Origin of the sequence: Mycolicibacterium parafortuitum, assembly GCF_010725485.1 — a bacterium.
Taxonomy (GTDB): domain Bacteria; phylum Actinomycetota; class Actinomycetes; order Mycobacteriales; family Mycobacteriaceae; genus Mycobacterium.
This window is the reverse complement of the sequence record NZ_AP022598.1, coordinates 5,007,411-5,030,558: the sequence shown is the minus strand read 5'-3', so window position 1 is coordinate 5,030,558 and position 23,148 is coordinate 5,007,411. Positions and strand designations below refer to the sequence as shown.

27 protein-coding genes are annotated in these 23,148 nt (G+C 69.0%); 10 read left to right on the top strand and 17 right to left on the bottom strand.

Annotated features, from left to right (window positions below):
• Positions 1 to 58 precede the first annotated feature (58 nt).
• From nhaA to NTM_RS23660, 4 genes are read left to right on the top strand one after another with little or no spacing between them, the layout of a single operon-like run.
• Positions 59 to 1,405: a Na+/H+ antiporter NhaA gene (gene nhaA / locus NTM_RS23675; RefSeq protein WP_163768386.1), complete on the top strand. Its 1,347-nt coding sequence runs from the start codon at positions 59 to 61 to the stop codon at positions 1,403 to 1,405.
• A gap of 19 nt (positions 1,406 to 1,424) precedes the next feature.
• Positions 1,425 to 3,338, top strand: a complete 1,914-nt coding sequence (gene dxs / locus NTM_RS23670) for a 1-deoxy-D-xylulose-5-phosphate synthase (protein ID WP_163768382.1) — start codon at positions 1,425 to 1,427, stop codon at positions 3,336 to 3,338.
• Positions 3,339 to 3,378: 40 nt separating this feature from the next.
• Positions 3,379 to 4,527 carry an alpha/beta hydrolase family protein gene (locus tag NTM_RS23665; protein WP_163769602.1) on the top strand — a complete coding sequence of 383 codons (1,149 nt, stop codon included), beginning with the start codon at positions 3,379 to 3,381 and terminating at the stop codon, positions 4,525 to 4,527.
• Positions 4,528 to 4,545: 18 nt separating this feature from the next.
• Complete coding sequence (locus NTM_RS23660; RefSeq protein ID WP_163768379.1) at positions 4,546 to 5,448, top strand: alpha/beta fold hydrolase; 903 nt, start codon at positions 4,546 to 4,548, stop codon at positions 5,446 to 5,448.
• Here NTM_RS23660 and NTM_RS23655 read toward each other — a convergent pair.
• A complete protein-coding gene (locus tag NTM_RS23655; protein WP_163768377.1) occupies positions 5,432 to 6,712 on the bottom strand; it encodes an HRDC domain-containing protein in 1,281 nt (426 codons plus the stop codon). The two genes, NTM_RS23660 and NTM_RS23655, sit on opposite strands and share 17 nt — an antisense overlap.
• 5 nt (positions 6,713 to 6,717) lie before the next feature.
• Positions 6,718 to 7,302 carry a DUF3000 domain-containing protein gene (locus tag NTM_RS23650; RefSeq protein ID WP_104861443.1) on the bottom strand — a complete coding sequence of 195 codons (585 nt, stop codon included), beginning with the start codon at positions 7,300 to 7,302 and terminating at the stop codon, positions 6,718 to 6,720.
• 74 nt (positions 7,303 to 7,376) lie between these two features.
• Between NTM_RS23650 and hemE the strand changes: the two genes are divergently transcribed.
• Genes hemE through hemQ form a run of 3 tightly spaced genes read left to right on the top strand, consistent with a single transcriptional unit; the run spans position 7,377 to position 10,502 of the window.
• Positions 7,377 to 8,441, top strand: a complete 1,065-nt coding sequence (gene hemE, locus NTM_RS23645) for a uroporphyrinogen decarboxylase (protein ID WP_163768373.1) — start codon at positions 7,377 to 7,379, stop codon at positions 8,439 to 8,441.
• Positions 8,438 to 9,793, top strand: a complete 1,356-nt coding sequence (locus tag NTM_RS23640; protein ID WP_163768370.1) for a protoporphyrinogen oxidase — start codon at positions 8,438 to 8,440, stop codon at positions 9,791 to 9,793. The genes hemE and NTM_RS23640 overlap by 4 nt, the downstream gene beginning before the upstream one ends.
• Before the next feature lie 4 nt (positions 9,794 to 9,797).
• Positions 9,798 to 10,502, top strand: a complete 705-nt coding sequence (hemQ, locus tag NTM_RS23635) for a hydrogen peroxide-dependent heme synthase (protein ID WP_163768367.1) — start codon at positions 9,798 to 9,800, stop codon at positions 10,500 to 10,502.
• Between the two features lie 10 nt (positions 10,503 to 10,512).
• On the opposite strand, the gene msrB is transcribed toward hemQ, so the two are convergent.
• Genes msrB through NTM_RS23615 form a run of 4 tightly spaced genes read right to left on the bottom strand, consistent with a single transcriptional unit; the run spans position 10,513 to position 14,603 of the window.
• On the bottom strand, positions 10,513 to 10,920 hold the full coding sequence (gene msrB / locus NTM_RS23630; protein ID WP_104861447.1) for a peptide-methionine (R)-S-oxide reductase MsrB: 408 nt from the start codon (positions 10,918 to 10,920) through the stop codon (positions 10,513 to 10,515).
• Positions 10,921 to 10,930: 10 nt separating this feature from the next.
• Positions 10,931 to 12,196, bottom strand: a complete 1,266-nt coding sequence (gene aftC, locus NTM_RS23625) for an arabinofuranan 3-O-arabinosyltransferase (protein ID WP_163768364.1) — start codon at positions 12,194 to 12,196, stop codon at positions 10,931 to 10,933.
• A gap of 35 nt (positions 12,197 to 12,231) precedes the next feature.
• Positions 12,232 to 13,791, bottom strand: coding sequence for an alpha/beta fold hydrolase (locus tag NTM_RS23620; protein ID WP_163768361.1), 1,560 nt, complete (start codon positions 13,789 to 13,791; stop codon positions 12,232 to 12,234).
• A gap of 23 nt (positions 13,792 to 13,814) precedes the next feature.
• Positions 13,815 to 14,603 (bottom strand): pyrimidine reductase family protein, encoded by a 789-nt coding sequence (locus NTM_RS23615; RefSeq protein WP_163768358.1) that lies wholly within the window; start codon positions 14,601 to 14,603, stop codon positions 13,815 to 13,817.
• Between the two features lie 34 nt (positions 14,604 to 14,637).
• On the opposite strand from NTM_RS23615, the gene zapE reads away from it, so the two are divergent.
• Entirely contained in the window at positions 14,638 to 15,687 is a 1,050-nt protein-coding gene (gene zapE / locus NTM_RS23610; protein WP_104861450.1) for a cell division protein ZapE, read from the top strand.
• On the opposite strand, the gene NTM_RS23605 is transcribed toward zapE, so the two are convergent.
• Genes NTM_RS23605 through NTM_RS23575 form a run of 7 tightly spaced genes read right to left on the bottom strand, consistent with a single transcriptional unit; the run spans position 15,663 to position 19,537 of the window.
• Positions 15,663 to 16,199 carry a GNAT family N-acetyltransferase gene (locus NTM_RS23605; protein ID WP_104861451.1) on the bottom strand — a complete coding sequence of 179 codons (537 nt, stop codon included), beginning with the start codon at positions 16,197 to 16,199 and terminating at the stop codon, positions 15,663 to 15,665. The genes zapE and NTM_RS23605 overlap by 25 nt on opposite strands.
• Positions 16,184 to 16,678, bottom strand: a complete 495-nt coding sequence (locus NTM_RS23600) for a hypothetical protein (RefSeq protein ID WP_179963981.1) — start codon at positions 16,676 to 16,678, stop codon at positions 16,184 to 16,186. The genes NTM_RS23605 and NTM_RS23600 overlap by 16 nt, the downstream gene beginning before the upstream one ends.
• A 48-nt stretch (positions 16,679 to 16,726) precedes the next feature.
• Positions 16,727 to 17,152: a PPOX class F420-dependent oxidoreductase gene (locus NTM_RS23595; RefSeq protein WP_104861453.1), complete on the bottom strand. Its 426-nt coding sequence runs from the start codon at positions 17,150 to 17,152 to the stop codon at positions 16,727 to 16,729.
• Between the two features lie 28 nt (positions 17,153 to 17,180).
• A complete protein-coding gene (locus tag NTM_RS23590) occupies positions 17,181 to 17,777 on the bottom strand; it encodes a methylated-DNA--[protein]-cysteine S-methyltransferase (protein ID WP_104861454.1) in 597 nt (198 codons plus the stop codon).
• The gene (locus NTM_RS23585) at positions 17,774 to 18,256 is read right to left on the bottom strand and encodes an RNA polymerase sigma factor (RefSeq protein WP_179963980.1); all 483 of its coding nucleotides are present in this window, start codon (positions 18,254 to 18,256) and stop codon (positions 17,774 to 17,776) included. The genes NTM_RS23590 and NTM_RS23585 overlap by 4 nt, the downstream gene beginning before the upstream one ends.
• 35 nt (positions 18,257 to 18,291) lie before the next feature.
• Complete coding sequence (locus tag NTM_RS23580; RefSeq protein ID WP_163768356.1) at positions 18,292 to 19,014, bottom strand: Clp protease N-terminal domain-containing protein; 723 nt, start codon at positions 19,012 to 19,014, stop codon at positions 18,292 to 18,294.
• Positions 19,015 to 19,045: 31 nt separating this feature from the next.
• Positions 19,046 to 19,537 carry an SRPBCC family protein gene (locus NTM_RS23575; RefSeq protein ID WP_163768354.1) on the bottom strand — a complete coding sequence of 164 codons (492 nt, stop codon included), beginning with the start codon at positions 19,535 to 19,537 and terminating at the stop codon, positions 19,046 to 19,048.
• 74 nt (positions 19,538 to 19,611) lie between these two features.
• Between NTM_RS23575 and NTM_RS23570 the strand changes: the two genes are divergently transcribed.
• Positions 19,612 to 19,971, top strand: a complete 360-nt coding sequence (locus tag NTM_RS23570) for a helix-turn-helix transcriptional regulator (protein ID WP_163768351.1) — start codon at positions 19,612 to 19,614, stop codon at positions 19,969 to 19,971.
• A 12-nt stretch (positions 19,972 to 19,983) separates the two neighbouring features.
• Here the strand turns inward: NTM_RS23570 and NTM_RS23565 are convergent, their stop codons facing one another.
• Complete coding sequence (locus NTM_RS23565; RefSeq protein ID WP_104861457.1) at positions 19,984 to 20,403, bottom strand: hypothetical protein; 420 nt, start codon at positions 20,401 to 20,403, stop codon at positions 19,984 to 19,986.
• 289 nt (positions 20,404 to 20,692) lie between these two features.
• On the bottom strand, positions 20,693 to 20,992 hold the full coding sequence (locus tag NTM_RS23560; protein ID WP_104861458.1) for a hypothetical protein: 300 nt from the start codon (positions 20,990 to 20,992) through the stop codon (positions 20,693 to 20,695).
• A 583-nt stretch (positions 20,993 to 21,575) separates the two neighbouring features.
• Here NTM_RS23560 and NTM_RS23555 point away from each other — a divergent pair.
• Positions 21,576 to 21,758, top strand: coding sequence for a hypothetical protein (locus NTM_RS23555; RefSeq protein ID WP_163768346.1), 183 nt, complete (start codon positions 21,576 to 21,578; stop codon positions 21,756 to 21,758).
• On the opposite strand, the gene NTM_RS23550 is transcribed toward NTM_RS23555, so the two are convergent.
• Together NTM_RS23550 and NTM_RS23545 are read right to left on the bottom strand one after the other, a co-directional pair.
• Positions 21,755 to 22,465: a hypothetical protein gene (locus NTM_RS23550; RefSeq protein WP_163768344.1), complete on the bottom strand. Its 711-nt coding sequence runs from the start codon at positions 22,463 to 22,465 to the stop codon at positions 21,755 to 21,757. The two genes, NTM_RS23555 and NTM_RS23550, sit on opposite strands and share 4 nt — an antisense overlap.
• 65 nt (positions 22,466 to 22,530) lie before the next feature.
• Positions 22,531 to 23,133: a hypothetical protein gene (locus NTM_RS23545; RefSeq protein WP_163768341.1), complete on the bottom strand. Its 603-nt coding sequence runs from the start codon at positions 23,131 to 23,133 to the stop codon at positions 22,531 to 22,533.
• Positions 23,134 to 23,148 lie beyond the last annotated feature (15 nt).

The following is a 23,148-nucleotide window of genomic DNA, read 5'->3' as shown; positions in this document are numbered from 1 at the left end:
CAGGTGTGCCGGGAAGTCTGGTCGGCGGTGAATCGTCGACCCCGACCCGAGGCAGGACATGACCCCCACCCCGCCGTCAGACTCTCCTGGGGGCTTGCGGCCCGCACTGTTCTCCCGCGGCTCCTGGTCGGAGACCAGCCGGATCAGCGAGATCCTGCGCAAGGAGACCGTCGGCGGGGTGATCCTGCTGATCGCCGCGACCGCCGCGCTGGTGTGGGCGAACTCGCCCTGGTCGCAGGCCTACTTCGCGCTGCGGGACACCGAGATCGGCGGCAGTCCATTTGGTCTGCACCTGTCATTGTCGATCGGACACTGGGCCGCTGACGGACTGCTGGCCATCTTCTTCCTGGTGGTCGGGCTGGAGCTGAAACGGGAGTTCGTCGCCGGCGATCTGCGTGATCCGCGCCAGGCCGCGCTGCCGATCGCGGCCGCTGTCGGCGGCATGGTGGTGCCCGCGGTGATCTTCGTCGCGGTCGCCGCGCGGGCCGGTGACGGTGCGTTGCGCGGGTGGGCGATCCCGACCGCGACCGACATCGCGTTCGCGGTCGCGGTGCTCGCGGTCATCTCGACCCACCTGCCCTCGGCGTTGCGCACCTTCCTGCTGACGCTGGCCGTCGTCGACGACCTGCTGGCGGTGCTGGTGATCGCGGTGTTCTACACCGACGAGATCAACGTCGCGGCACTGGGCGGGGCATTGGCGGTACTGGCGGTGTTCACCGTCGCCGTGCAGCGCGGGGTGCAGGCGTGGTGGGTGCTGATCCCGCTCGGTGTGCTGACCTGGGTGCTGATGCACGAGTCCGGGGTGCACGCGACGGTGGCCGGTGTGCTGCTCGGGTTCGCGGTCCCGGTTCGCCGATCGGCGACACGCGGAGGAGTCGAGGTCGACGCCGGGATGGCCGAACATTTCGAGCACCGCACCCGTCCGCTGTCGACCGGGATCGCGATCCCGGTCTTCGCGTTCTTCGCTGCCGGAGTGAGTTTCGGCGGCCTCGACGGGCTCGGGCGCGCGCTGAGCGATCCGATCACCCTCGGCATCGTGCTGGGCCTGGTGCTCGGCAAACCGATCGGAATCTTCGTGACCACCAGGTTGCTTGCCGCGTTCACCCGCGCGAACCTCGATTCGTCGCTGCGCTGGGTCGACGTGCTCGGCGTCGCGATGCTGGCGGGTATAGGATTCACCGTCTCTTTGCTGATCGGTGATCTGTCGTACGGCCCCGATTCGGCACGTCACGAATTCGTCAAGGTCGGCGTGTTGTGCGGATCACTGTTGGCGGCGGTGCTCGCTTCGGTGCTGCTGCTCACCAGAAATGCCGCCTACCGGCGCATTCACCTCGAAGAGACGGTGGATGAGGACCGCGACGGGGTGCCCGACGTGTACCAGACTCGACAGGACCGATCCCAATAGCGGTGCGTAGACTGGCCTGATGCTTGAACAGATCCGCGGTCCCGCTGATCTGGCACACCTGTCCCATGCGCAGCTCGACGAGCTCGCCACGGAGATCCGCGATTTCCTGATCCACAAGGTCGCGGCGACGGGTGGACATCTGGGACCCAACCTCGGCGTCGTCGAGTTGACGCTTGCGCTGCACCGCGTCTTCGACTCCCCGCATGATCCGATCCTGTTCGACACCGGTCATCAGGCCTATGTGCACAAGATGCTCACCGGCCGTTGCCAGGACTTCGAGACGCTGCGTAAGAAGGACGGCCTGTCGGGCTATCCGTCTCGCAGCGAGAGCGAGCACGACTGGGTCGAGTCCAGCCATGCCAGCTCGGCGCTGTCCTACGCCGACGGCCTGGCGAAGGCGTTCGAGCTGTCCGGGCACCGCAACCGCCACGTGGTGGCCGTCGTCGGTGACGGCGCGCTGACCGGCGGTATGTGCTGGGAGGCGCTGAACAACATCGCCGCGTCCAAGCGGCCGGTGGTGATCATCGTCAACGACAACGGGCGCAGCTACGCCCCGACGATCGGCGGTTTCGCCGAGCACCTGGCCGCGCTGCGGCTGCAGCCCGGCTACGAGCGGGTCCTCGAAGAGGGCCGCAAGGCGGTGCGCGGCGTCCCGGTCATCGGCGAGTTCTGCTACCAGTGCATGCATTCGATCAAGGCGGGCATCAAGGACGCGCTCTCGCCGCAGGTGATGTTCACCGATCTGGGCCTGAAGTACGTCGGGCCGATCGACGGACACGACGAGTCCGCCGTGGAGGGCGCGCTGCGGCACGCCCGCGCATTCAACGCGCCGGTCGTCGTGCATGTCGTGACCCGCAAGGGCATGGGATACGCACCCGCGGAGAACGACGTCGACGACCAGATGCACGCCTGCGGCGTCATCGACCCCGAAACCGGCCTGGCCACTTCGGTTCCCGGTCCGGGCTGGACGTCGGCGTTCTCCGAGACGCTGATCGACCTGGCCGGCAAGCGCCGCGACATCGTCGCGATCACCGCCGCGATGCCGGGTCCGACCGGGCTCTCGGCGTTCCGTAAACGGTTCCCGGACCGGTTCTTCGATGTCGGCATCGCCGAACAGCACGCGATGACGTCGGCGGCTGGACTCGCGATGGGCGGGATGCACCCGGTCGTCGCGATCTACTCGACGTTCCTGAACCGGGCATTCGACCAGATGCTGATGGACGTTGCGCTGCACAACCTTCCGGTGACGGTCGTGCTGGACCGCTCGGGCGTCACCGGCCCCGACGGCGCGAGCCACAACGGGATGTGGGACCTGTCGATCCTGGGCATCGTGCCCGGCATGCGGGTCGCCGCACCCCGCGACGGCGCGCGGCTCCGCGAGGAGCTCGCCGAGGCGGTCGAGATCAAGGACGGGCCGACGGCCATCCGGTTCCCGAAGGGGGATGTGGGAGCCGACATTCCGGCGCTGGAACGGCGCGACGGGGTCGACGTGCTCGCGGTCCCGGCCGACGGGCTCTCCGAGGATGTCCTGATCGTGTCGGTCGGTGCGTTCGCGCCGATGGCGATCGGCGTCGCCGAGCGGCTGCGCAATCAGGGCATCGGCGTGACGGTGGTGGACCCGCGCTGGGTGCTGCCGGTTCCGTCCCAGATCGGCGAACTCGCCACCGCGCACAAGCTCGTCGTCACGCTCGAGGACAACGGCGGGCACGGCGGGGTCGGCTCCGCGGTGTCGGCGGCGTTGCGCGGCGCCGAGATCGACGTGCCGTGCCGCGACGCCGCACTGCCACAGGAGTTCTTCGCACACGCCTCGCGTGGTGAGGTGCTCGCCGAGGTCGGGCTGACCGAGCAGAATCTCGCCCGCCGGATCACCGGCTGGATCGCCGCGCTCGGCGCCTCCGCCGGTGAGCGCGAGGTCAGTGAGCGCGTCGACTGACACCATGAGACGTATCGGCGGATTTCTCACCGCCCTCGTGATGGTGCTGGCCGCCCTGGTGGGCGTCGCACCGGCCGCGACGGCGAGTGTCCCGGTCTGGTCGGGCCTGGACGCGCGGACCTACGACGGACCCGTTCCGGCGCCGGGCACGCTGATCGACGCGGTGGCGCTGGATCCGGCGCTGTCGGTGACGGCGGCTGCCCGTGCCTATCGCATCCTGTACTCGACGGTCGACCAGCACGACCGGCCCGCGGTCAGCACCGCGGCGGTGTTCGTGCCGAAAACGCCTGCGCCACCGGGCGGTTGGCCGGTGGCGGCGTGGGCACACGGCACCGTCGGGCTCGGTGACGATTGCACGCCGTCGGCCAGGAGCCGCAGCGACCGCGACGACGAGTACCTCTCGCACTGGCTGGACCAGGGTTATGTGGTGGTCGGCACCGATTACGCGGGCCTCGGCACCCCCGGGTTGATGAGCTACCTGAACAGCGTCACCACCGCACACGGGGTGGTGGACTCCGTCATCGCCGCCCACGAGATGGATCTCGATCTGTCCCCGAAGTGGGCGGTGGTCGGTCAGTCCCAGGGCGGGGGAGCGGCCGTCGCCACCGCGCGGTGGGCCACCGAGTTCTCCGCGGGGTCCGGCCTCGACTACCGCGGGGTGGTCGCCACCGGCACGCCCGCCGGGGTCGAGTCCATCGTCAAGCAGGCCGGCCCGCAGATGGTGGTACCGCCCGAACTCGGGCCGATGGGCAGTGCCTACACCGCCTACATCGTCGCCGCGCTGCGTGAGGCCCGTCCGGATCTCGACCTGGACCAGGTGTTGACGCCTGCCGGCCGGGCAGCTGCCGATCAGGCCGAAACCCTGTGTGCCGCAGACCTGGCCGGCGCACTGACCGGGCTGCGGGTCCCGGAGTTCTTCACCGCGCCGGTCGCGTCGATCCCGGGTGCCGTCGAGGCGATCGACGCATACATGGGCATCCCGCCGTCGGGTTACGACCGGCCGGTGTTCCTCGGCGTCGGGATGGCCGATCGCGACGTGCCGCCGAATCTGACGCTGCGCTTCGCCGACCAGCTGACCGCGAACGGCCAGCAGGTGACCCTTAAGGTGTACCCGGAGGCCGACCACAGCGGCACCGTGCTGGTGTCGATGCCGGATTCCACCGAGTTCCTGGCGCGCGCCTTCAGCTGAGCGCCTAGGGTCGGCGGAGTGGATGCCGAACTTCAGCGCTGGCGCGACGCCGGGCAGTATTTCGACTACCTCGGTTTCGACATCTTCTACCGCTGTGAGGGGCAGGGTCCGCACCTGCTGCTGATCCACGGCTATCCGTTCAACACCTTCGACTGGCAGCCGTTGTGGAGCAGGCTCACCGCGCGGTTCACCGTGATCGCGCCCGACATGATCGGGATGGGTTTCTCGGCGAAGCCGAAGGCGTACGGCTACAGCGTGCACGACCACGCGGATGTGCACGAGGCGTTGCTCGCGCACCTCGGTGTGCAGACCGTGCACGTGCTCGCCCACGATCTCGGGGACTCGGTCGGCCAGGAACTGCTGGCCCGGCAGGTGTGGTCCGAGCATGCCTACGGCGCGCCGCGGATCGAGTCGGTCACCTGGCTCAACGGCGGGATGTTCAACGAGTCCTACACGCCGCGGCTGCTGCAGAAGCTGATGTCCGCGACACCGTTGGGGGACATCCTCAGTCCGCTGCAGGGCAGCCGAGTCTCGCGGCGGCTCCTGGAACCGACGATCAGGGAGATGTTCGGCCCCGACACCCAGCCGACGCCGCACATGATGGACCTGTTCCACCAGATCCTGGAGTACAACGACGGAAAAGCAGTGCTGCACAAGGTCGGCCGGTTCGTCGAGGACCGTTACCGGCATCGCAACCGCTGGGTGCGGGCGATGCGGGAGGCGCGGGTGCCGATGCGCCTGATCGACGGCGCGCTCGACCCCAACTCGGGCGCGCACATGGCGCGGCGCTACCGCGAGGTGATCCCGGACGCCGACGTGGTCATGCTTGAAAGTATCGGGCACTGGCCCCAACTGGAGGATCCCGACGCGGTGTGGCGGCATTTCACCGACCACATCGACCGGGTCACCGCTCCGGAGTAGCCAACGCCCGCGCCAGCGCGGGCACCGTGAGATCGCGCTGCCACTGCCGGGCGGTGGTGGTGCGCAGGAACGCGTCGACGGCGGCTGCGGTCGCCTCCCCGTCCTCGACGGGCTGCCAGTCCCAGCACAGCCTGCGGACCGTGTCGGGGGACAGCAGGTTCTCCATCGGCACCGAAACCTGTTCGGCCAGCGCGCTCAACTCGGCGCGGGCGGCCTCAAGCCGCACCGCGGCCTCGGGCTTGCGCCGAGACCACCGCGACGCCGGCGGCGGCCCGTTGGACGGCTCCTGTGCCTCAGGTGGCTCGCTGGTGCGGGCCCGAGCCAGCGCGTCCAACCACACCTGTGCGCTGCGCCGCTGCTTCGAACCGCTGAAAACCGGTAGTGCGGTGAGCTTTTCGAGTGTGTCGGGGTTGGAGGTCGCGGCACTGATGATGGCGCTGTCGGGCAGGATGCGCCCGGGTGCGATGTCTCGGCGGCGGGCGATCTGGTCCCGGGTGACCCACAGCTCCCGCACCGCGGCCAGCGCTCGCGGGTCCCGCACCTTGTGGATGCCGGAGGTGCGCCGCCAGCGGTCCCGCCGGGTCGGTGGCGCCTCGAACGTGCGCAGATATTCGAACTCCTGGCGGGCCCACTCGGACTTGCCCTGTTCCTCGAGCACCGCGGCGACGGCGTCACGCAGCTCCAGCAGGACCTCGACGTCCAGGGCCGCGTAGTTGAGCCAGTCGTGCGGCAGTGGGCGTTTCGACCAGTCGGCGGCGCCGTGGCCCTTGGTCAGCTGCAGCCCGAGCAGCCGCTGCACCATCGCGGCCAGGTTGACCCGGTCGTAGTTGGCCAGCCGGCCCGCCAGCTCGGTGTCGTACAGGGCGGGGGGCCGCATGCCGATCTCGGCCAGGCAGGGCAGGTCCTGGTCCGCGGCGTGCAGCACCCATTCGTCGGTGGCCAGTACCTCGGCGACCGGAGCCAGCACCTGCAGCGGGTCGCCGCCGTGGCTGACCGGGTCGATCAGCACGGTGCCGGCGCCCGCGCGCCGGATCTGAACCAGATACGCCCGGTTGGAGTATCGGAAACCCGACGCCCGCTCGGCATCCACCGCGAACGGCCCGGTTCCGGACGCCAACAGGTCGGCGGCCCTGGCGATCTCGCCGCGGCTCGACGACACCTCCGGCACGCCGTCGCGTGGTGTCAGCAGCGGCTCGGCTTCGGGCAGCTCGGATTCGACCGGATCGGCGTCCACGGGGGAGCCGGTGTTCTCAGCTTCGGACATCGGCCTCAGGCGCGGGTGCGCGAACTCAGGTCGGTCACCCCGGCCGGCGGCAGGCCGGCGGCGTGCTCGAGCACCTCACAGAACGCCTGCACATGCGGGCCGAGGTCCAGCGATGTCGCGGTCCACGATGCGCGCAGCTCCAACTGGTGGGCGCGCGGCGGCCCGGAGATGTCGCCGTAGCGCACCGACGTGGTCGCGGTGACGGTGCCGCCCAGGGCCGTCACCTGCTGTTCGGCACGCTGCTCCAGCGCGTCGACGAGCCAGCTCCACGCCACCTCGGGCAGCAGCGGGTCGACGGCCTCGGTGGAATCGAGGTCGGCCTGGATGTAGGCGACCAGCCGCATGGTGCCGTCCCACGCCTCGGCGCCCTCGGGGTCGTGCAGCAGGATGAGCCGCCCGAACGCATCCCCTTCGGAGCGCTCGGGCACGATCGCGGCCTCGGCGTGCTTGACCTCGGCGCCCAGCGCATAGCTGTAGGGCGCCAGGCGCTGCGGTGGCCGGATGGGCCCGAGCTCGATCTCGGGTCGGACGGTGGTGGCATTCATCGCCGCCACCGCTTCACGGAACGGAGCCGGTTCGGCGGTGGTCACGGCGTTTGACGGTAGTCCATTTGGGCAGGTCTGTCGGCAGGCGCGCCGATAGCGGCATGGCAGCATAGGGAGCGATGAACACGCGCCGCGAGCTGCCCGAATCTCCGTACCTGGCTGCCGCCGCCGGTCGCAAACCCCACCGGGTACCGGTGTGGATGATGCGTCAGGCCGGTCGGTCCCTGCCGGAGTACCGCGAACTGCGGGCCAAGAACACCATGATGCAGGCCTGCTTCGACGCCGACCTGATCACCGAGATCACGTTGCAGCCGGTGCGCAGGCACGATGTGGACGCGGCGATCCTGTTCTCCGACATCGTGGTGCCGTTACGTGCCGCCGGTATCGACCTCGACATCGTCCCCGACGTCGGCCCGGTCATCGCGCACCCGATCCGCACCGCCGACGACGTCCGCGCGGTCGCCCCACTGCAACACGACCAGGTCGGCGCGGTGGCCACCGCGATCGGCCAGCTGACCGCCGCGCTCGGCGAGGTCCCGCTGATCGGCTTCGCCGGGGCGCCGTTCACGCTGGCGTCCTACCTGGTCGAGGGCGGACCGAGCCGCCATCACGAACGCACCAAGGCGATGATGCTCGGCGACACCGAGACCTGGCACGCGTTGATGACGGCGCTGACCGACGTCACGATCGAGTTCCTGCGCGTGCAGCTCGAGGCCGGGGTCGACGCGATCCAGGTGTTCGACTCCTGGGCCGGGACGCTGTCGCTGGCCGACTACCGCGCCTACGTGCTGCCACACAGCGCCCGGGTGTTCGCGTCGCTGGCCGGCTACGGCGTGCCTATGACGCACTTCGGTGTCGGCACCGCCGAACTGCTCGGCGCGATGTCGGAAGCGGTCACCGGCCACGGAGTGCCCGCCGTCGTCGGCGTCGACTGGCGCACCTCGCTGACCGACGCCGCCGCGCGGGTGCGGCGCGGCAGCGCGCTGCAGGGCAACCTCGACCCGGTGGTGCTGCTGGCCGGCTGGCCGGTGGTGGATCGGGCGGTGCGCGCGGTCGTCGAGGACGGCCGCCGCGCGGTCGACGCGGGCGCCGTCGGGCACATCTTCAACCTGGGTCACGGCGTGCTTCCCGCCACCGACCCGGCCATCATCACCGACGCGGTGGCGCTGGTGCACGAGCTGTGAGCGGCGCGCCCCGGTACTGCGTCGTCGGAGGCGGTATCTCCGGTCTGGTCGCCGCCTACCGGTTGCGGGTCGCGGCGGGCCCGGACGCGTCGATCACCGTGCTCGATCCCGCCGACCGGCTCGGCGGGATCCTGCGCACCGAGCGCCTCGGCGGGCAGTTGATCGACGTCGGCGCCGAGGCGTTCGTCGCGCGCCGGCCCGAGATGCCCGCGCTGCTGGGCGAGCTGGGGCTGTCGGGTAAGCAGATCACCACCACCGGAGCGCGTCCGCTGATCTACAGCGAGGGCCGCCTGCACCAGTTGCCGAAGGACACCGTCAACGGCATCCCGTCGCGGCCTTCGGAGCTGGCCGGGCTGGTCGACGACGCGACCGTGCGCCGCATGCTCGACGAGCCGCGGCGCCCGCTGAGCTGGCGCCGGGGTGCGGACCCGTCGGTGGCCGAACTGGTCGGTGACCGGTTCGGTGAGCAGGTCGTGGTCCGCTCCGTCGACCCGCTGCTGGCCGGGGTGTACGCCGGTTCGGCCGCGACGATCGGTCTACGGGCCGCCGCGCCGACGGTGGCCGCGGCGCTCGACGACGGCGCCCCGAGCCTGACCGCCGCGGTGGCCGCGGCCCTGCCACCGCCGCGCGCCGGCTCGGTCTTCGGCGCGATCGACGGCGGCTACCAGGTGCTGCTCGACGAGCTGATGCACCGCTCCGGTCTGCGGTGGGCGCAGGTGTCCGTGCGCAGCGTGCACCAGGTGGCGGGCGGCTGGGAACTGGTCGACGACGAGGAAGGTCGCTGGCCCGCCGACGCGGTGGTGCTGGCCGTCCCGGCGCCCCGGCTGCCCGCGCTGGTCGAACCGCTGGCTCCGCGCACCGCGGCCGCCGCGCGCCGGATCCCGGTGGCCTCGGCCGCGGTGGTGGCGCTGGCGCTGCCGGGCGGCACACCGCTGCCCGAGCAGTCCGGGGTGCTGGTCGCGGGCCGCGGGCGGCTGCACACCAAGGCGGTGACGCTGTCCTCGCGCAAGTGGGGACGGCGCGGCAACGTCGAGCTGGTCCGGCTGTCCTACGGGCGTTTCGGTGACGAACTGGCGCGCAGTACCGGCGACGAGGATCTGCTCAGCTGGGCGGCCGAGGATCTGCAGACCCTGTTCGAGGTCAGCGAGGAGCCGGTGGACAGCCGGGTGGTCCGCTGGATCGACGCGATGCCGCAGTACGGGCCCGGTCACGCCGCACTGGTCGCGGAGCTGCGCGACGGGCTTCCGCGTGGGCTCGCGGTGGCGGGTGCGTACCTGGACGGCATCGGGGTGCCCGCATGTGTGGCGTCGGCGACCAGGGCGGTGGCCGCGCTGCTCGCGGTGGGAGGATGACCGTATGGCCAAGCTCGATTACGACGAACTGAACTCCACGATCCGCTACCTGATGTTCTCGGTCTTCGCGGTGACGCCGGGGGCACTCGCTGCCGACGGCGACGCGCGCGCGGCGCTCGCCGACGAGACCGCGACGTTCCTCAAACAGCAGGAGGACAAGGGTGTCGTCGTGCGCGGTCTCTACGACGTCGCCGGGATGCGCGCGGACGCGGACTTCATGATCTGGACGCACGCCGAGACGGTCGAGGCGCTCCAGTCCACCTACAAGGACTTCCGCCGCACCACGGCGCTGGGCCGGGCGTCCACCCCGGTGTGGAGCAACGTCGCGCTGCACCGTCCCGCCGAGTTCAACAAGAGCCACATCCCCGCGTTCCTGGCGGGGGAGGAGCCCGGCGCCTACATCTGCGTGTATCCGTTCGTGCGGTCCCTGGACTGGTACCTGCTGCCCGACGAGGAACGCCGCCGGATGCTGGCCGAGCACGGGATGGCCGCCCGCGGCTACAAGGACGTGCGGGCCAACACGGTGCCGTCGTTCGCGCTGGGCGACTACGAATGGCTGCTGGCCTTCGAGGCGCCGGAGCTGTACCGCATCGTCGACCTGATGCGTGACCTGCGCGCCACCGACGCGCGCAAGCACGTGCGTGAGGAGACGCCGTTCTTCACCGGCCCGCGGGTCTCGGTGGAACAGCTCCTGACGACGCTGCCGTAGCTGCCGCCGGTCAGTCCGACGGCACCAGCCGCAGCGAGATCGAGTTGATGCAGTAGCGCTGGTCCGTCGGGGTCGGATATCCCTCACCCTCGAATACGTGGCCCAGATGGCTGTGGCAGTTCGCGCACAGCACCTCCACGCGCCGCATGCCCAGCGAGTCGTCGGGCCGCAGGATCACCGCGTCGGAGTCGGCGGGATCGAAGAACGACGGCCACCCGCAGTGCGATTCGAACTTCTCGGTGCTGCGGAACAATTCGGCGCCGCAGGCGCGGCACTGGTAGATCCCCGGGGTCTTGGTGTCGGTGTACTCACCGGTGAACGGACGTTCGGTGCCGGCCTGGCGCAGCACCGCGAATTCCTGCGGGGTGAGGCGTTCGCGCCACTGGTCGTCGCTGAGCACCAGCTTCGGAGCAGTCATGCACGCCAGGCTACTCGGACGGCTTGGCCGCCGGCGTCAGCTGCTTCATCCACACGGGGTCGATGCCGCCGTCGAGGCGCCCGTCCCGCTTGGCGTCGAGATAGCGGAACAGCAACACCGCGAACACCACCACCATCATCAGCGACCAGCCGTAGGTGATCTTGAGGTATTCCAGCGCGCGTCCGGTGCTGGGCAGCTGCCACAGCAGCCACCGGTCCATCGTCAGGAAGCCGTAGGCGGCCAGCCAGGCCACCCAGCTGCGGATCACCGAGTTGGGTAGCACCACGGTCATCAGGAACGGGAACAGCGCGATCGAGTAGTAGCCCTGCCCGAGCGAGAGCGCCAGCCACGACGTCGTCAGCAGCACGCCCGACGACGTCAGCATCCAGAAGAACGGGTCGCGCTCGCGGTAGTAGCGGTACAGCAGCCACAGCGACACCGCGCCGAGCACGATGAACGCGATCCGCAGCGCCATGATCAGCCACATCGGCAGGCCGTAGTAGAGGCCGTTGCCCAGGATCGAGCTGTTGAAGTAGTCGCGGGTGGACAGGATGTACGGCACCGTGCGGGTGACGAAGTTCATCGGGTCGGCGATCAGCGGCCACGCGGCGGCGTTGAACACGACCGGCACCACGAACGCGGCCACCAGCGCCCGCCACTGCCGGTTGAGCAGAGGGAGGAGAAGTAACGGCGCCAGCAGTGGTTTGACCACCAGGGTGAGCCCGATGCTGATTCCGGCCAGCCATTCGTGGCTGCGGTTGCCGTCCAGCAGCCACCGGAAGAACAACACCTCCAGCAGCAACAGGACGCCGTTGATGTTGCCGAAGACCAGTGTGTTGGTGACGCTTTCGGTGCAGAACATCGCCAGCAGCAGGGCGGGCGCGGCCACCGAGGACAGCGTGTAACCGAACAGCCGCAGCAGGAAATAGCCGGCGAGGATGATCGCGACGGTGTTGAAGAAGATGAACCAGTTGCGCGACGCGACCTCGGGCAGGTAGCCGAACGGCGCGATGATCAGGGTGCCGCCGGGCGGATACAGGTAGTGCGGGTCGACGTGGTCGAAGTGCTCGTTGTAGATGTCCCAGCCGAATTTGAAGTTGATCACCGCGCGGTAGACGGGCGCGAAATCGTCGGTGATGTAGCGGTTGAACACCAGCACGTAGCTGCGGTGGATCACCGCCATGATCGCCAGTGGCCACAGGATCGACCGGAGCACGGACGCCGTCGTCGGGGGGGAGGTGCGAGGCCGGAACGCGCTCAGCACAAGATCACGCACGCCAGGCACCGTACCTCAGCCGCACCCGGAAACTGTCAGGCCGGGCAGTACGTGTCGGTGGCCGGCAGCTCACCGGTCTTGACGTACTCGATCACCGGGGGCAGCGCGCACGGCGAGTAGATGGTCGCGCCGTGCCCGATGCCCTGCCACATCACCCGCCGGTTGGTCGAACCGGCGTTGATCGCGGTGGCGGCCACCGCGGCCACCCCTTCGTTGCCGACGATCGGGTTGTTGGCGACACCGAGCAGCAGGGTCGGGATCTCCAACCCGGCGGGCTCCTTCGGCGCACTGCCGCTGGGCCAGTTCAGGCACTTCACCATGTCCAGCGCGCCGACCGCGCCGAACTGCGGGTAGAGCTTGCCCCAGGCGACGACGAGCTCGCGGACCCGGTCCGGGGTGGGCCGGTTCAGCGCGTCGCTGCAGCTGTTGACGAACTGCCCGTCGGTCTGGCGCAGCGTCTCGGCCTGGTTGATCAGGTTGTTGAGCCGGTTGGTGTCACCGGAGCGGGCGTCGGCGACCGCGAGCGCCAGCTCGTTGCCCGAGTCGACCCGGCCGCCGCGCGGATACCCCAGTGCGGTCGAGATCGCGTCGGCCACCGCGGCCACCGACGCGCCGCCGGGTCCGCGCCCGGCCCGGGCGGCGGACAGCAGCTCGTCGACCGCGGCCTTCGGATCGGGGCCGAGCGGGCAGCCTGTGGCCGCGCACTGGGTGGCCCACGCGTCGAGGGCCGCCTGCTCGCCCTTGACGCGCTGCTCGGTGGCCGCTTCGGCGGAGATACCGAGCGGCAGAGGCGAATCGAGCACCAGCCGGGCCACCTTGTTCGGATGCGACCCGGCGTACGCCAGCGCCACCTGGGCGCCGTTGCCGATGCCGAGGAGTGCGAGCGCGGGCACGTCCCACGTGGTGCGCAGCCGTTCGATGTCCTCGGCGGCGTGGGCGTTGTCGTAGGCCGAGTCACCGGGGGCGATGGTGTCGGTGCAGCTGGTGGTCGCCGTCATCGTGATGGCGCCGAGGTTGGCGACGGGGTCGTCGCCGGCCTGGAACTGCGCCTGCTCGAACATCTCCTGCCGGTCGAACAGATCGCGGCAGTCCAGCGCACCCGACATGCCGATGCCGCGGCGGTCCACCGTCACGATCGGGTTGCTCTTGAGCAGGTCGGCGCCGGCGCGCGACAGCCAGACCGGCAACTGCACCGAGGAGGGCAGGTCGGATCCGGTGGTCATCACCAGTGGGCCGGCGTCGGCGGGGGTCTGCTGGGACGTGGCCCGGACGACGCCGATGCTGACGGTGCCGTTGGCGCCGTTGATCGGGTCCAGGTCGGCGTCGTAGCTGGCGCAGTCGAGTTTCACGCCGGGGATGGCCTGCACGGCCGCCGAGGCGAACACCCGCGAGGTGCAGTCGCGCCAGGACAGATCGTTCTTCGGGACCTCGACGGCGGGCGGGCCCGGGGGCTGGTCGGTGTTCGGCGGTTCGCCCTGGGGGCGGGCGCCGGAGTCGGTCGCATAGCGCGGATTGGCGGCCAGGCCCGGCGAGCACGCCGACACCGGGAGCACGACGGCCAGCGACAGAACGACAGCCTGCACCACACGACGCATGGGCACCACAGTACTGATGGCGGTCACCCCGCCCCGCCGCCCCGCCGACGGACATAACGCAGGTACAGGTAGCCGTGATCGTCGCGCAGGGCCTGCTCGAGGGACATCGCCGTGTGCGCCTCGCCGGCCCCGGCGACGATGCGGCCGCCCGCGCCGCCGAGCAGCAGCGGCGCGACCGTCAGGCACAACTCGTCGAGCAGTCCGGCGGCGGTGAGCAGGCCCAGGATCCCGGGACCGCCCTCGGTCAGCACCCGGGTCAGACCGCGCTCGGCCAGCCGCGCGAGCGCGGTCTGCGGGTCCACCGAATCGGATGCCGCGCCGGAGCAGTCGATCACCTCGGCCGAGGATCCCAGCCGGGTGCGGGTGTCCTCGACGGCCTGCGCCGAGGTCAGGATCAGCGGCGGCACCTCGGTGTCGGCGAACAGTTTCGCGGTGTGGTCGAGTTGCCCGGTGCGGGTGAGCACCGCGATCGGTGGCACCTCGGCCTGGCCGCGGCGCTGCCGCGCCTGCCGCTCGGCGGCGCCGAAGTGCACACCGGAGTAGTTCTCCACCCGCACGGTCTGCGCGCCGACGACGATCACGTCGCACAGCGCCCGCAGTGTCGCGAACACCGCGCGGTCCCCGTCGCCACCGAGCGCGCCGGACGTGCCCGCGCTGGTCGCGCCGCCGTCGGCCGAGGCGATCATGTTCGCGCGCACCCAGCACGAACGCAGATCGTCCGGATACCGGTAGCGGTCGGCGAGGTCGTCGATGCCGAGCACGCCGGCCGATCCCAGAAGTGTGAAGTGCGTCCCGTCACCGTCGCCGGACATACGGGAAATCACAGCACGCCGTTATGGTGCCTGCATGCACGGGTCCAGCGATGTCGGGCATCTGGTCGATCGACATCCCAGCGTCACACCGGAACGGCTGATCGCCCAGCTGGTTCCGCCGCCGACGTTCGCCGACGTCAGCTTCGACACCTACCGCCCCGACCCGGGGGAGCCGTCGCAGGCCGCGGCCGTGCAGACGTGCCGCCAGTTCACCGAACAGGCCGTGGCGCGCCGCGCCGGCAAGAAGAAGCTGTTCGGCAAGCGTGAGGTGCTGCCCGGCGTCGGGGTGTACCTCGACGGTGGGTTCGGTGTCGGCAAGACCCACCTGCTGGCGTCGTCGTACTACGCGGTCGGTGAGTCGTCGGACTACAAGCGGGCGTTCGCGACGTTCGGCGAACTCACCCAACTCGCGGGTGTGTTCGGGTTCATGGAGTGCATCGAGCTGCTGTCGGACTACGTGCTGCTGTGCATCGACGAGTTCGAACTCGACGATCCGGGCAACACCACCCTGATCTCGCGCTTGTTGTCGGCGCTGGTCGAGCGCGGCGTGTCGGTGGCGGCGACCTCGAACACGCTGCCCGAGCAGCTGGGCGAGGGGCGCTTCGCCGCCCAGGACTTCCTGCGTGAGATCAACACGCTGGCGTCGATGTTCACCACGGTGCGCATTGAGGGTCCGGACTACCGGCACCGCGACCTGCCGCCGGCGCCGGAGCCGCCCGGAGACGACGAGGTGGCCCGGTGGGCGTCCGAGGTCGACGGTGCGACGCTCGACGATTTCGACGCGCTGTGCGCGCATCTGGCCACCATGCACCCGTCGCGGTATCTGACGTTGATCGAGGGCGTCTCGCAGGTGTTCATCACCGGCGTGCACCCGATCGACGACCAGAACGTCGCGCTGCGGCTGGTGTCGCTGACCGACCGGCTCTACGACGCGGGCGTCCCGGTGATCGCGTCAGGCACCAAGCTGGACACCATCTTCAGCGAGGAGATGCTCGCCGGCGGGTTCCGGAAGAAGTACCTGCGGGCGACCTCGCGGCTGCTGGCCCTGACCGCCGCCGGTCAGGCCGGGCGCACCATCACGTAGTCCTGCTCCCAGTGGTCGCCGAGGCGGAACCGTTTGGTGCCGGCCACGCCGAAACCGTGCTTGGCGTAGAAGCGCTGGGCCCGTTCGTTGCGCTGGTTGACGCCCAGCCATACCGACGCGACACCGAGGGTGTGCGCGTGTTGCAGCGCCGCGGTCATCAGCGCCGCGGCGGTGCCGCTGCCGTGGGATTCGGGGAGTACGTACATCTTCGACACTTCGACCGTGGGCAGCGCGGTGACGGCCGCGGTGACGTCGGGGTCGTCGGGGACACCGCGAATCATCATGGCGTAACCGAGTATTCGGCCGCCCTCGACGGCCACCAGGACGGTGCGGTCGGGGTCGGCGAGGTAGTCGGTGAAGCGTTCGCGCGAAAGGTTCTCGGCGATGAACGCCGCGACGTCGTCGGGCCCGACCGCGGGCGGGCAGGCCAGCGGGAAGGTGCGGGCGGCGACGTCGGTGAGTTCGGCCAGCTGATCCGGTGCGGCGGGCTGGATGTCTAGGCGACGTTCCATTGGGCCAGGCGGATTCCGGAGATCTTGTCGAGCAGCACCACGTTGGAGACCAGATCGCGGTAGCAGTCCCACCACACGCCGCCGGTGAACGTCTGCCCGGGCTGGGCGGTGAACATCATCGTCTGCAGCGCGTCGGGGGCGTCGCTGTTGCGGGGTTCGTAGGCGTCACCGGTCGGTGTCACGCCGCGGAACGCGAACGTGATGCCCATCGCGTACGGGGTCGGCACCTGTACCGGCGTGATCGTCACATCGGCCCGGTACACCTGGTAGCGCGGCGCGCGCGGGGGATAACCGAACCCAGGCGGCGGGGGCGTCGGGACGATGTTGTTGACCGACACGTCGGCCACCAGCCCCTCGTATTCGACGCGCAGCACATCGCCGAGGCGACCGATCGGGATGACCGCCGCCGACGCCGGGGACGCGACGACCCCGGCGAGGGTGGCCAGGGTGACGGTCAGGAGCACAAGCCAGCGACGCATGCTTGGCATGATCGCACACCGCCGCCGGCCCCTGGATGGTCTTAGGGCTCAGTCCTGCCAGGGCCCGACGCCGCCGACCTTGTCGATCCGGATCCGAGTCAGGTAACCGGGGGGCGCGTCGGGCGGCGGGAAGCCGGAGTCCGGCGCGGCCAGCGTCTGAGCCAGCTGGGCGAGCAGTTCCGGCGCGCCGCCTTCGACGATCCGCGCGGTCCCGGTGATCGACAGGTACGGGCGCATCACCTTGCCGACCGCGCCGGGTGACAGGATCGTCAGCGCCACCCGCGGATCGCGGCGCACGTTGCGGACCTTCTGGTGTTCGCTCAGGTGCGCGGTGACCAGCTCGTCGCCGTCGGGGGTGGACTGCAACGCCACCCAGACGAGCGTGACCTGGGGACTGCCATCGGGATTGAGCGTGACGAGCGTGGCGTCTGCGCCGTTGCCGATGAGGTCACGGGCGGCGTCGTTGAGTTTCATGCCACGTTCTACGGCTGGGTGAGGACTTTCATTCCCGGCCGGCTTCCAGCTCCAGCAGTGCGGTCTTGGCCCGCGGTCCGCCGACGTACTGCCCGCTGGTGCCGTCCGAGCGCACCACCCGGTGGCACGGGATGACCACCGGCAACGGATTGCGGGCACACGCCGAGCCGACGGCGCGCACCGCGCGCGGGCTCCCGACGGCGGTGGCCACCTCGGCGTAACTCAGCCGCCGCCCGTAGTCGATCCGCCGCAGTGCTTCGACGACGCTGCGGCCGAACCCGCGGGTCAGGCTGAGGTCGACGGTCACGTCAAAGCTGGTGCGGCGCTTGGCGAAATACTCGTCGATTTGTCGTGCGACGGCGTCCAGGCGGGCCGGTGCGTGCAGGATGCGCGGGCTCAGCGCCTCGGCAAGGCGGGCCAGCACGATGTCGTGGCCCTCGATGTCGTAGGCCACCCGGACCAGGCCGGCCGGGGTGGCGGCCAGCAGCAGCGTGCCGACCGGGGTGTCGACGGTGCGGTACGCGACGTCGAGCAGCCCGGATGGTTCCGCCGAGGCCGCCAGCCGGTCGTGCAGCCGCCGCAGCGTCGCGTCCTCGTCGGGGGCGTCGAAAGCGATGTCGGTCATGAGGCTTCGTCCTTGCGGTAGTGCGTGCGTAGCGCCTTGATGCCGTCGGCGGCGGCACGGCGGGCGGCGTCGGGGGAGTTGCCGAGGATGACGGCGATCTCGGCGAACGGCAGGCCCGCGATGTGGTGGTAGGCCACCGCGTGGCGCTGTTTGAGCGGCAGGCGCTGCAACGCGGCCCACAGGTCCGGGTCGCGGGCGGCGGGGTCGGCGCGTTCGTCGTGGCGGTCGGGCACCGTCGCGGTCGGTACCGCGCGGCGGGATCGGGCCCGTCCCACATCGAGTGCCCGCCGGTGCGCGATCGTCACCAGCCAGGCCTCGACGTTCGCGTCCTCGGGCAGGTCGGGATAGCCGCGCAGCGCCGACAGGAACGTCTCCGACCACGCGTCCTCGGCGTCGGACGCGCCGACCACCGCGCGACACACCCGCAGCACCGTGGCGCCGTGGCGGGCGACGACTTCTTCGAACGGGCGCACCTTCACATCATGAAGACGTCACCGCGCGCCAGGATGTGAGATCACATCCCGGCGAGCGCGTCGAGGGCCTCGCGCAGTTCCCGCTCGAAGCGGTCGATGTCGATACCCAGACCGTGCAGCACCCCGTCGTCGTCCTCTTCCTCGTACAGCGCCAGCAGCAGATGCTCGGTGCCGATGAAGTTGTGCCCCAAGCGAAGTGCCTGCCGGAAGGTCAGCTCGAGCGCCTTCTTCGCGCGCGCGTCGAACGGGATCAGGGCGGGCACCTGCTCGGCCCGGGGCGGCAACGTGATGCGGTCGGCGACCGCGGTGACGTCGATGCCCTGCCCGGCGATCAGTCGGGCGGCCAGCCCCGTCGGGTCGGCGAAGAGCCCGATGATCAGGTGCGCGGGCCGGATCTCGGTGTTGCCGGCCTCGTGTGCGACGTTCTGCGCCTGGACGACGACGCTGCGTGCGCGGTCGGTGAACCGGCTGAACCCGGCGTTCGGATCCAGTGCCCCGGTGTCGCTGGGCGTCTTGGGCACGAACCGTTTCTGCGCGGCCTGTTTGGTGACGCCCATGCATTTGCCGATCTCGGTCCAGGATGCGCCGGAGCGGCGTGCCTGGTCGACGAAGTGACCGATCAGGTGGTCTGCCACCTCGCCTAGCGCTTCGGCGGCCAGCACGGCATCGGTCAGCTGGTCGAGAGGTTCGTCGTGCACCTGGGTGATGACGTCGATGAGGTCGTCGAGCCGGACCGGGTGGCGGATCTTCTGTGTATCGCCCATGCGTCAACCGTAGGTTGACGAACTCGAAGCGTCAACCCTGGGTTGACGCTTGGGGGTAGCCGCGGCGGACGGTGCGGTCGAGGATGCCGAGCGTGCCGCGCAGCGCGAGCTCGGAGACGACAGGGAAGATGCCGAGCGCGCGCCAATGCTCGTCGATGCCGGACCAGTCGTAGAACGAGGTCACCAGCGTGCCCGTGTCGGCCGGTCCGAGCCGGTAACCGTAGACGTGCCCGATCTGCGGGCGGATCTGCCCGAGGATCGTCCACGCGATGAGGCGGTCCTGCTCGTAGTCGGTGATCTGCACCGTCACGTCGTAGCGGCCCAGTTCGGGGAAGTCGTTGAGGGCCTCGCGGTCCATGTGCACGACGAACGAGTCCCCGGCGCCGCGTACGGGGTCACCGTCGGCGTCCTGCAACATCCCGGTGGCGTCGATCGCGACGTGCCCCTGGGGGTCGCACAGCACGGCGAAGATGTCGGCGGCGGGAGCGGCGATGATGCGGGACACCTCGATGCGGTCGGTCATGGGTCGATGGTGTCATGCAGTGGAATAAGTCACTGATCTGTTTTGTCGGGCAGTCGCTCAGGGAACTCAACCGCATGATGCGGGGCAACGACAAGACCACAGCGCAGCAGCCACGGATGCTGCGGCGCGCGCTGGACTTCATCCACGACAACTCGCACTACGACATCACGATTCGCGACATCGCCTCGGCGTCCGACGTGACACCACGGGCGATCCAGTACGCGTTCCGCGAGCATCTGAACACCACGCCGCTGGAATATCTGCGGCGGATCAGGCTTGAGCGCGCCCACCGCGAGTTGTTGTCGGCCGATCCGGCGTTCGACACGGTGACGTCGATCGCGGGCCGTTGCGGGTTCAGTCACCCGGGCAGGTTCAGCAGCGCCTACAAACAGGTGTTCGGCACCGAGCCGAGCCGCACGTTGCGGAGCTCCTAGACGATCGGCCGATCACATCGGCGTGAAGCCGACACCGTTGTACTTGCCGGCCTGCCAGCCCTGGGCGCCCATGCAGACCAGCGGCCGCCCGTCCGGAGCCTGGGCGGCGGACTGCGGTTTGGGGCACGGGCTGCCGATATCGCGGACGCCGACCAGTTCGTAGCTGGTCTGCCAGAAGCCGGTGTAGATCGGCGGCCACTGGTTCGGGATCCACCGGCACTGCAGCGCTTCGCCGCCGGGCCCGCGGCCGAAGGTGAAGCGGTCCATGTTGGTGCACGGGCCGGTGAGGTGGGCGTCGTAGTTCATGCCCGGGACGTCGGTGGCGTAGTGCCCGGGATCGTCCCAGTACATCGGTCCGGGTTCGGCGGTCGCGGCGGGGGCGCCGCACAGGGCGACGGCGAACGAGGTCGCCAGCAGAGTCTTGCGGATCATGTTCCACCCCTACGTCGTCGACAGCCGAACCGGCGTCTTGCGACATTAGTCGCTGGGGTGGGGGAGCTGGAAGCTTTCGGGTCGGCAACCGTGCCGTGGAGACTCTGCAAAAAGATCTCGGCCCGCCACCTGGGGGGATGGTGGCGGGCCGAGCGATCGGGGTTGGTTTCTCAGTTCGGTCTTTCAACCGGACACCACTGAAATTAGGGGCCCAACCTGAGAGTGGCCTGATAGCCACTTAGGGTCTGCATGCGAAAAGTTGCGTGCTCTTGGCCGTCGTTTTGCGCCGTCAGGGGCGCTTGAGCCGCAGGACCGATGCGGGCACCCAGTGCGTGACGCGGTCTTTCTCGCCGCCGTGCCGGATCGGGTAGGTCACCAGGCCCCACCAGCGGCCCTGTTCGCTCAGCCCCCAGCAGCTGAGCGTGCCCTCGACGATCACGTCCATCTGCAGACCCTTGGGGTGGTAGCGCCCGTCGCAGTGCGGCTCGCGCGGAAACAGGGCGACCAGGTCGATCAGCACCGGCCGGGCCGGGTGGACGCGGCGGAACACCGTGCGCAGCGGTTGCCCGCCGTGGCCGATCTCCTGCATTCCCACTGTTCGATCATATGTTCGAAGCGTGGGCTGGGGCGAGGGGTGTCCGGAACCGACTCAGGCCCGGTGGAAACCGGGCCTGAAGTGCGTAGATATGGTGCGCGATACTGGGATTGAACCAGGCGGCAGCAAACAAGAAAATACTGGTTTCACCTGCGAAAACAGGTCTCTAGCTGCAATTTCAAGAAATAGTTCCTCGCGCGGGAGTGGACATGGCTACCAATAACGCTACTCTCATCTGGTATGTATCTGGTATGAAACTGCCACCCCACGCGACCGCCGTGGCGCGGTACGGCCGACACGTTTGACGCGGGAGAGCAAACTGCGCAACCGAAGATTCTGGGGGTGACTCGCGCCCGCCCCCGGCGCAGCAGTCGACAGTAGCCTGCTGGAATCCGTCAGTCCGTGTCACGGGAGTCCGGACGATGCGACTCGCCGATGCTGACCTCGCAATTGACGAACGAATCGGCAGGCGCTGCGGTACTGGCTCAACTCGGGCCGTGGCGATGTGTGGCGACAAGGCCGGAGCGCTACCCCCGGGGCCTACCTGGCACGGACTCCGCACACCTACGCGAGCCTGATGATCGCGGCGGGACGGCGACCGTTGGAGGTTGCGCGGTTCATGGGCCACGCGAAGGTCACCACGAAGCTCGGCGTCTACCCCCACTTGTACGAGGACGACCACGGCGACGCGATGGCCGCGCGTGGAGCAATGGAGGCCGAACCGAACTACGGCCCGAATGTGGTGCCGCTCTGGGGTTAAGTGGGCTCGATTAGTTTCTTGGTTTCGACGTACTGCTCACCGGCAATGGTGATGCGGATCAGCGAACCGTCGTCGTGCAAGTAGTGTTTTTGCTTGAGGCGAGTCAACGTAGAAGACATGTTTGACTTCGCGCTCTTCGCGCTCATCCAGTCCAGCAGTTCGGGCCGACTCGCGCCCGTGGCACCGCGCCAATAGAGCAACGTCATCACTTGGTCGGGTTGGCTCATGTCCTTCAGGAAGACGGGAAAACCGTCGAACATCTGCATCGCTGGAATCTCTTTAGCGACAAGATCTTCGATGAGGGTCTGAGCCACGTCGGCGGTTACGCTGTGGTACAGCCGTACCAGTTCGGCTAGCACCCAGTCCATCGAGTGGATTATGAAAGTCGCGTCCTGACGGTTCGGGTCGATCCCATCCGCGAGGTGAGCGATGTTGCGCTTGTTGCGGATGTCATAAATCGCGCGAAGCGTGCGGGGAATGTGGAATCGAACACTGTCGGGCGCATGCGTCTGATTCTCCAGTTGGTTTACAAGCGTTGGTACTTTTGTGAGCGTCGCACCTAACGGGGTGAAAGCTCCCGTTGTCTGCCATTGCAGGATGCGGAATGCCGCCTCTGAAAAGCGCCCTCCCTCAACAGCGCTCGGTCGTAGATCGTCAAGATGAAAACGACGTTTTGCCTCGGTGTAGGCGTCCAACAGGTCAGTCACAACGGCTGCCGGCAGTCCTGCTGCGAGGAATCCCGCCTCAACTGCAGCAAGATTGCCAGCCGCACTCACTCGACGCTAACCCCGAGCTTCTTCAACGATTCCTTCGCTGACTTCACAAGCGGCTCGCGCACCTTCGCCTTGGTATCGGTGCCCGTCCCGGTGAGCAGTAGGTCGTCGATGCGGCCAACGTCGCGCTTGAAGTTGTCGTTGAGGCAACTTAGGCGCTTGCATTCCGCCAAACAGTAGGAGAGCGCTACTTCGTTCTCGTCGTTGTAGTAATGCCTGGCGAGGATGATCAATAGAGAAACAACCTTCTGCGCCTTGGCGGCCGCGTTCGGAAGTTGGGATGCCTTCAGCGCGATGCGCGGTGCGCCCTCATGGATGTCGATGAGCCTTAATAGGGCGTCTTCGCTAATGCCAGTCGCCTTGCACATTGACTCGTAGAAGGCTGACTCCGACTTGATGGTGCCGGTCGATGCACCCGAACCCGTCGTATTGCCCGAGCCGTTCGACGCCACATCGGGTGAAGGTGCAGTGATTGGCGGCTGCGCTACGGACGGTGCGTACCCATAGAGGTCGACGGCGCGATTGAAGGCGATCTCTTGCATTTCCTTCGGGACGCCGGAATCCTCGACGGCCTGCCATGCGTCTTTCAGCACCTTTGCCACGTCCACAGCTGCCGA

Excerpts from the sequence above, each read along its gene's own strand:
- nhaA (WP_163768386.1), top strand. The coding sequence starts at position 59 with ATGACCCCCACCCCGCCGTCAGACTCTCCTGGGGGCTTGCGGCCCGCA.
- dxs (WP_163768382.1), top strand. The coding sequence starts at position 1,425 with ATGCTTGAACAGATCCGCGGTCCCGCTGATCTGGCACACCTGTCCCAT.
- NTM_RS23665 (WP_163769602.1), top strand. The coding sequence starts at position 3,379 with ATGGTGCTGGCCGCCCTGGTGGGCGTCGCACCGGCCGCGACGGCGAGT.
- NTM_RS23655 (WP_163768377.1), bottom strand. The coding sequence starts at position 6,712 with ATGTCCGAAGCTGAGAACACCGGCTCCCCCGTGGACGCCGATCCGGTC.
- hemE (WP_163768373.1), top strand. The coding sequence starts at position 7,377 with ATGAACACGCGCCGCGAGCTGCCCGAATCTCCGTACCTGGCTGCCGCC.
- hemQ (WP_163768367.1), top strand. The coding sequence starts at position 9,798 with ATGGCCAAGCTCGATTACGACGAACTGAACTCCACGATCCGCTACCTG.
- msrB (WP_104861447.1), bottom strand. The coding sequence starts at position 10,920 with ATGACTGCTCCGAAGCTGGTGCTCAGCGACGACCAGTGGCGCGAACGC.
- NTM_RS23620 (WP_163768361.1), bottom strand. The coding sequence starts at position 13,791 with ATGCGTCGTGTGGTGCAGGCTGTCGTTCTGTCGCTGGCCGTCGTGCTC.
- NTM_RS23615 (WP_163768358.1), bottom strand. The coding sequence starts at position 14,603 with ATGTCCGGCGACGGTGACGGGACGCACTTCACACTTCTGGGATCGGCC.
- zapE (WP_104861450.1), top strand. The coding sequence starts at position 14,638 with ATGCACGGGTCCAGCGATGTCGGGCATCTGGTCGATCGACATCCCAGC.
- NTM_RS23605 (WP_104861451.1), bottom strand. The coding sequence starts at position 16,199 with ATGGAACGTCGCCTAGACATCCAGCCCGCCGCACCGGATCAGCTGGCC.
- NTM_RS23600 (WP_179963981.1), bottom strand. The coding sequence starts at position 16,678 with ATGCGTCGCTGGCTTGTGCTCCTGACCGTCACCCTGGCCACCCTCGCC.
- NTM_RS23595 (WP_104861453.1), bottom strand. The coding sequence starts at position 17,152 with ATGAAACTCAACGACGCCGCCCGTGACCTCATCGGCAACGGCGCAGAC.
- NTM_RS23590 (WP_104861454.1), bottom strand. The coding sequence starts at position 17,777 with ATGACCGACATCGCTTTCGACGCCCCCGACGAGGACGCGACGCTGCGG.
- NTM_RS23580 (WP_163768356.1), bottom strand. The coding sequence starts at position 19,014 with ATGGGCGATACACAGAAGATCCGCCACCCGGTCCGGCTCGACGACCTC.
- NTM_RS23575 (WP_163768354.1), bottom strand. The coding sequence starts at position 19,537 with ATGACCGACCGCATCGAGGTGTCCCGCATCATCGCCGCTCCCGCCGCC.
- NTM_RS23570 (WP_163768351.1), top strand. The coding sequence starts at position 19,612 with ATGATGCGGGGCAACGACAAGACCACAGCGCAGCAGCCACGGATGCTG.
- NTM_RS23565 (WP_104861457.1), bottom strand. The coding sequence starts at position 20,403 with ATGATCCGCAAGACTCTGCTGGCGACCTCGTTCGCCGTCGCCCTGTGC.
- NTM_RS23560 (WP_104861458.1), bottom strand. The coding sequence starts at position 20,992 with ATGCAGGAGATCGGCCACGGCGGGCAACCGCTGCGCACGGTGTTCCGC.
- NTM_RS23555 (WP_163768346.1), top strand. The coding sequence starts at position 21,576 with ATGATCGCGGCGGGACGGCGACCGTTGGAGGTTGCGCGGTTCATGGGC.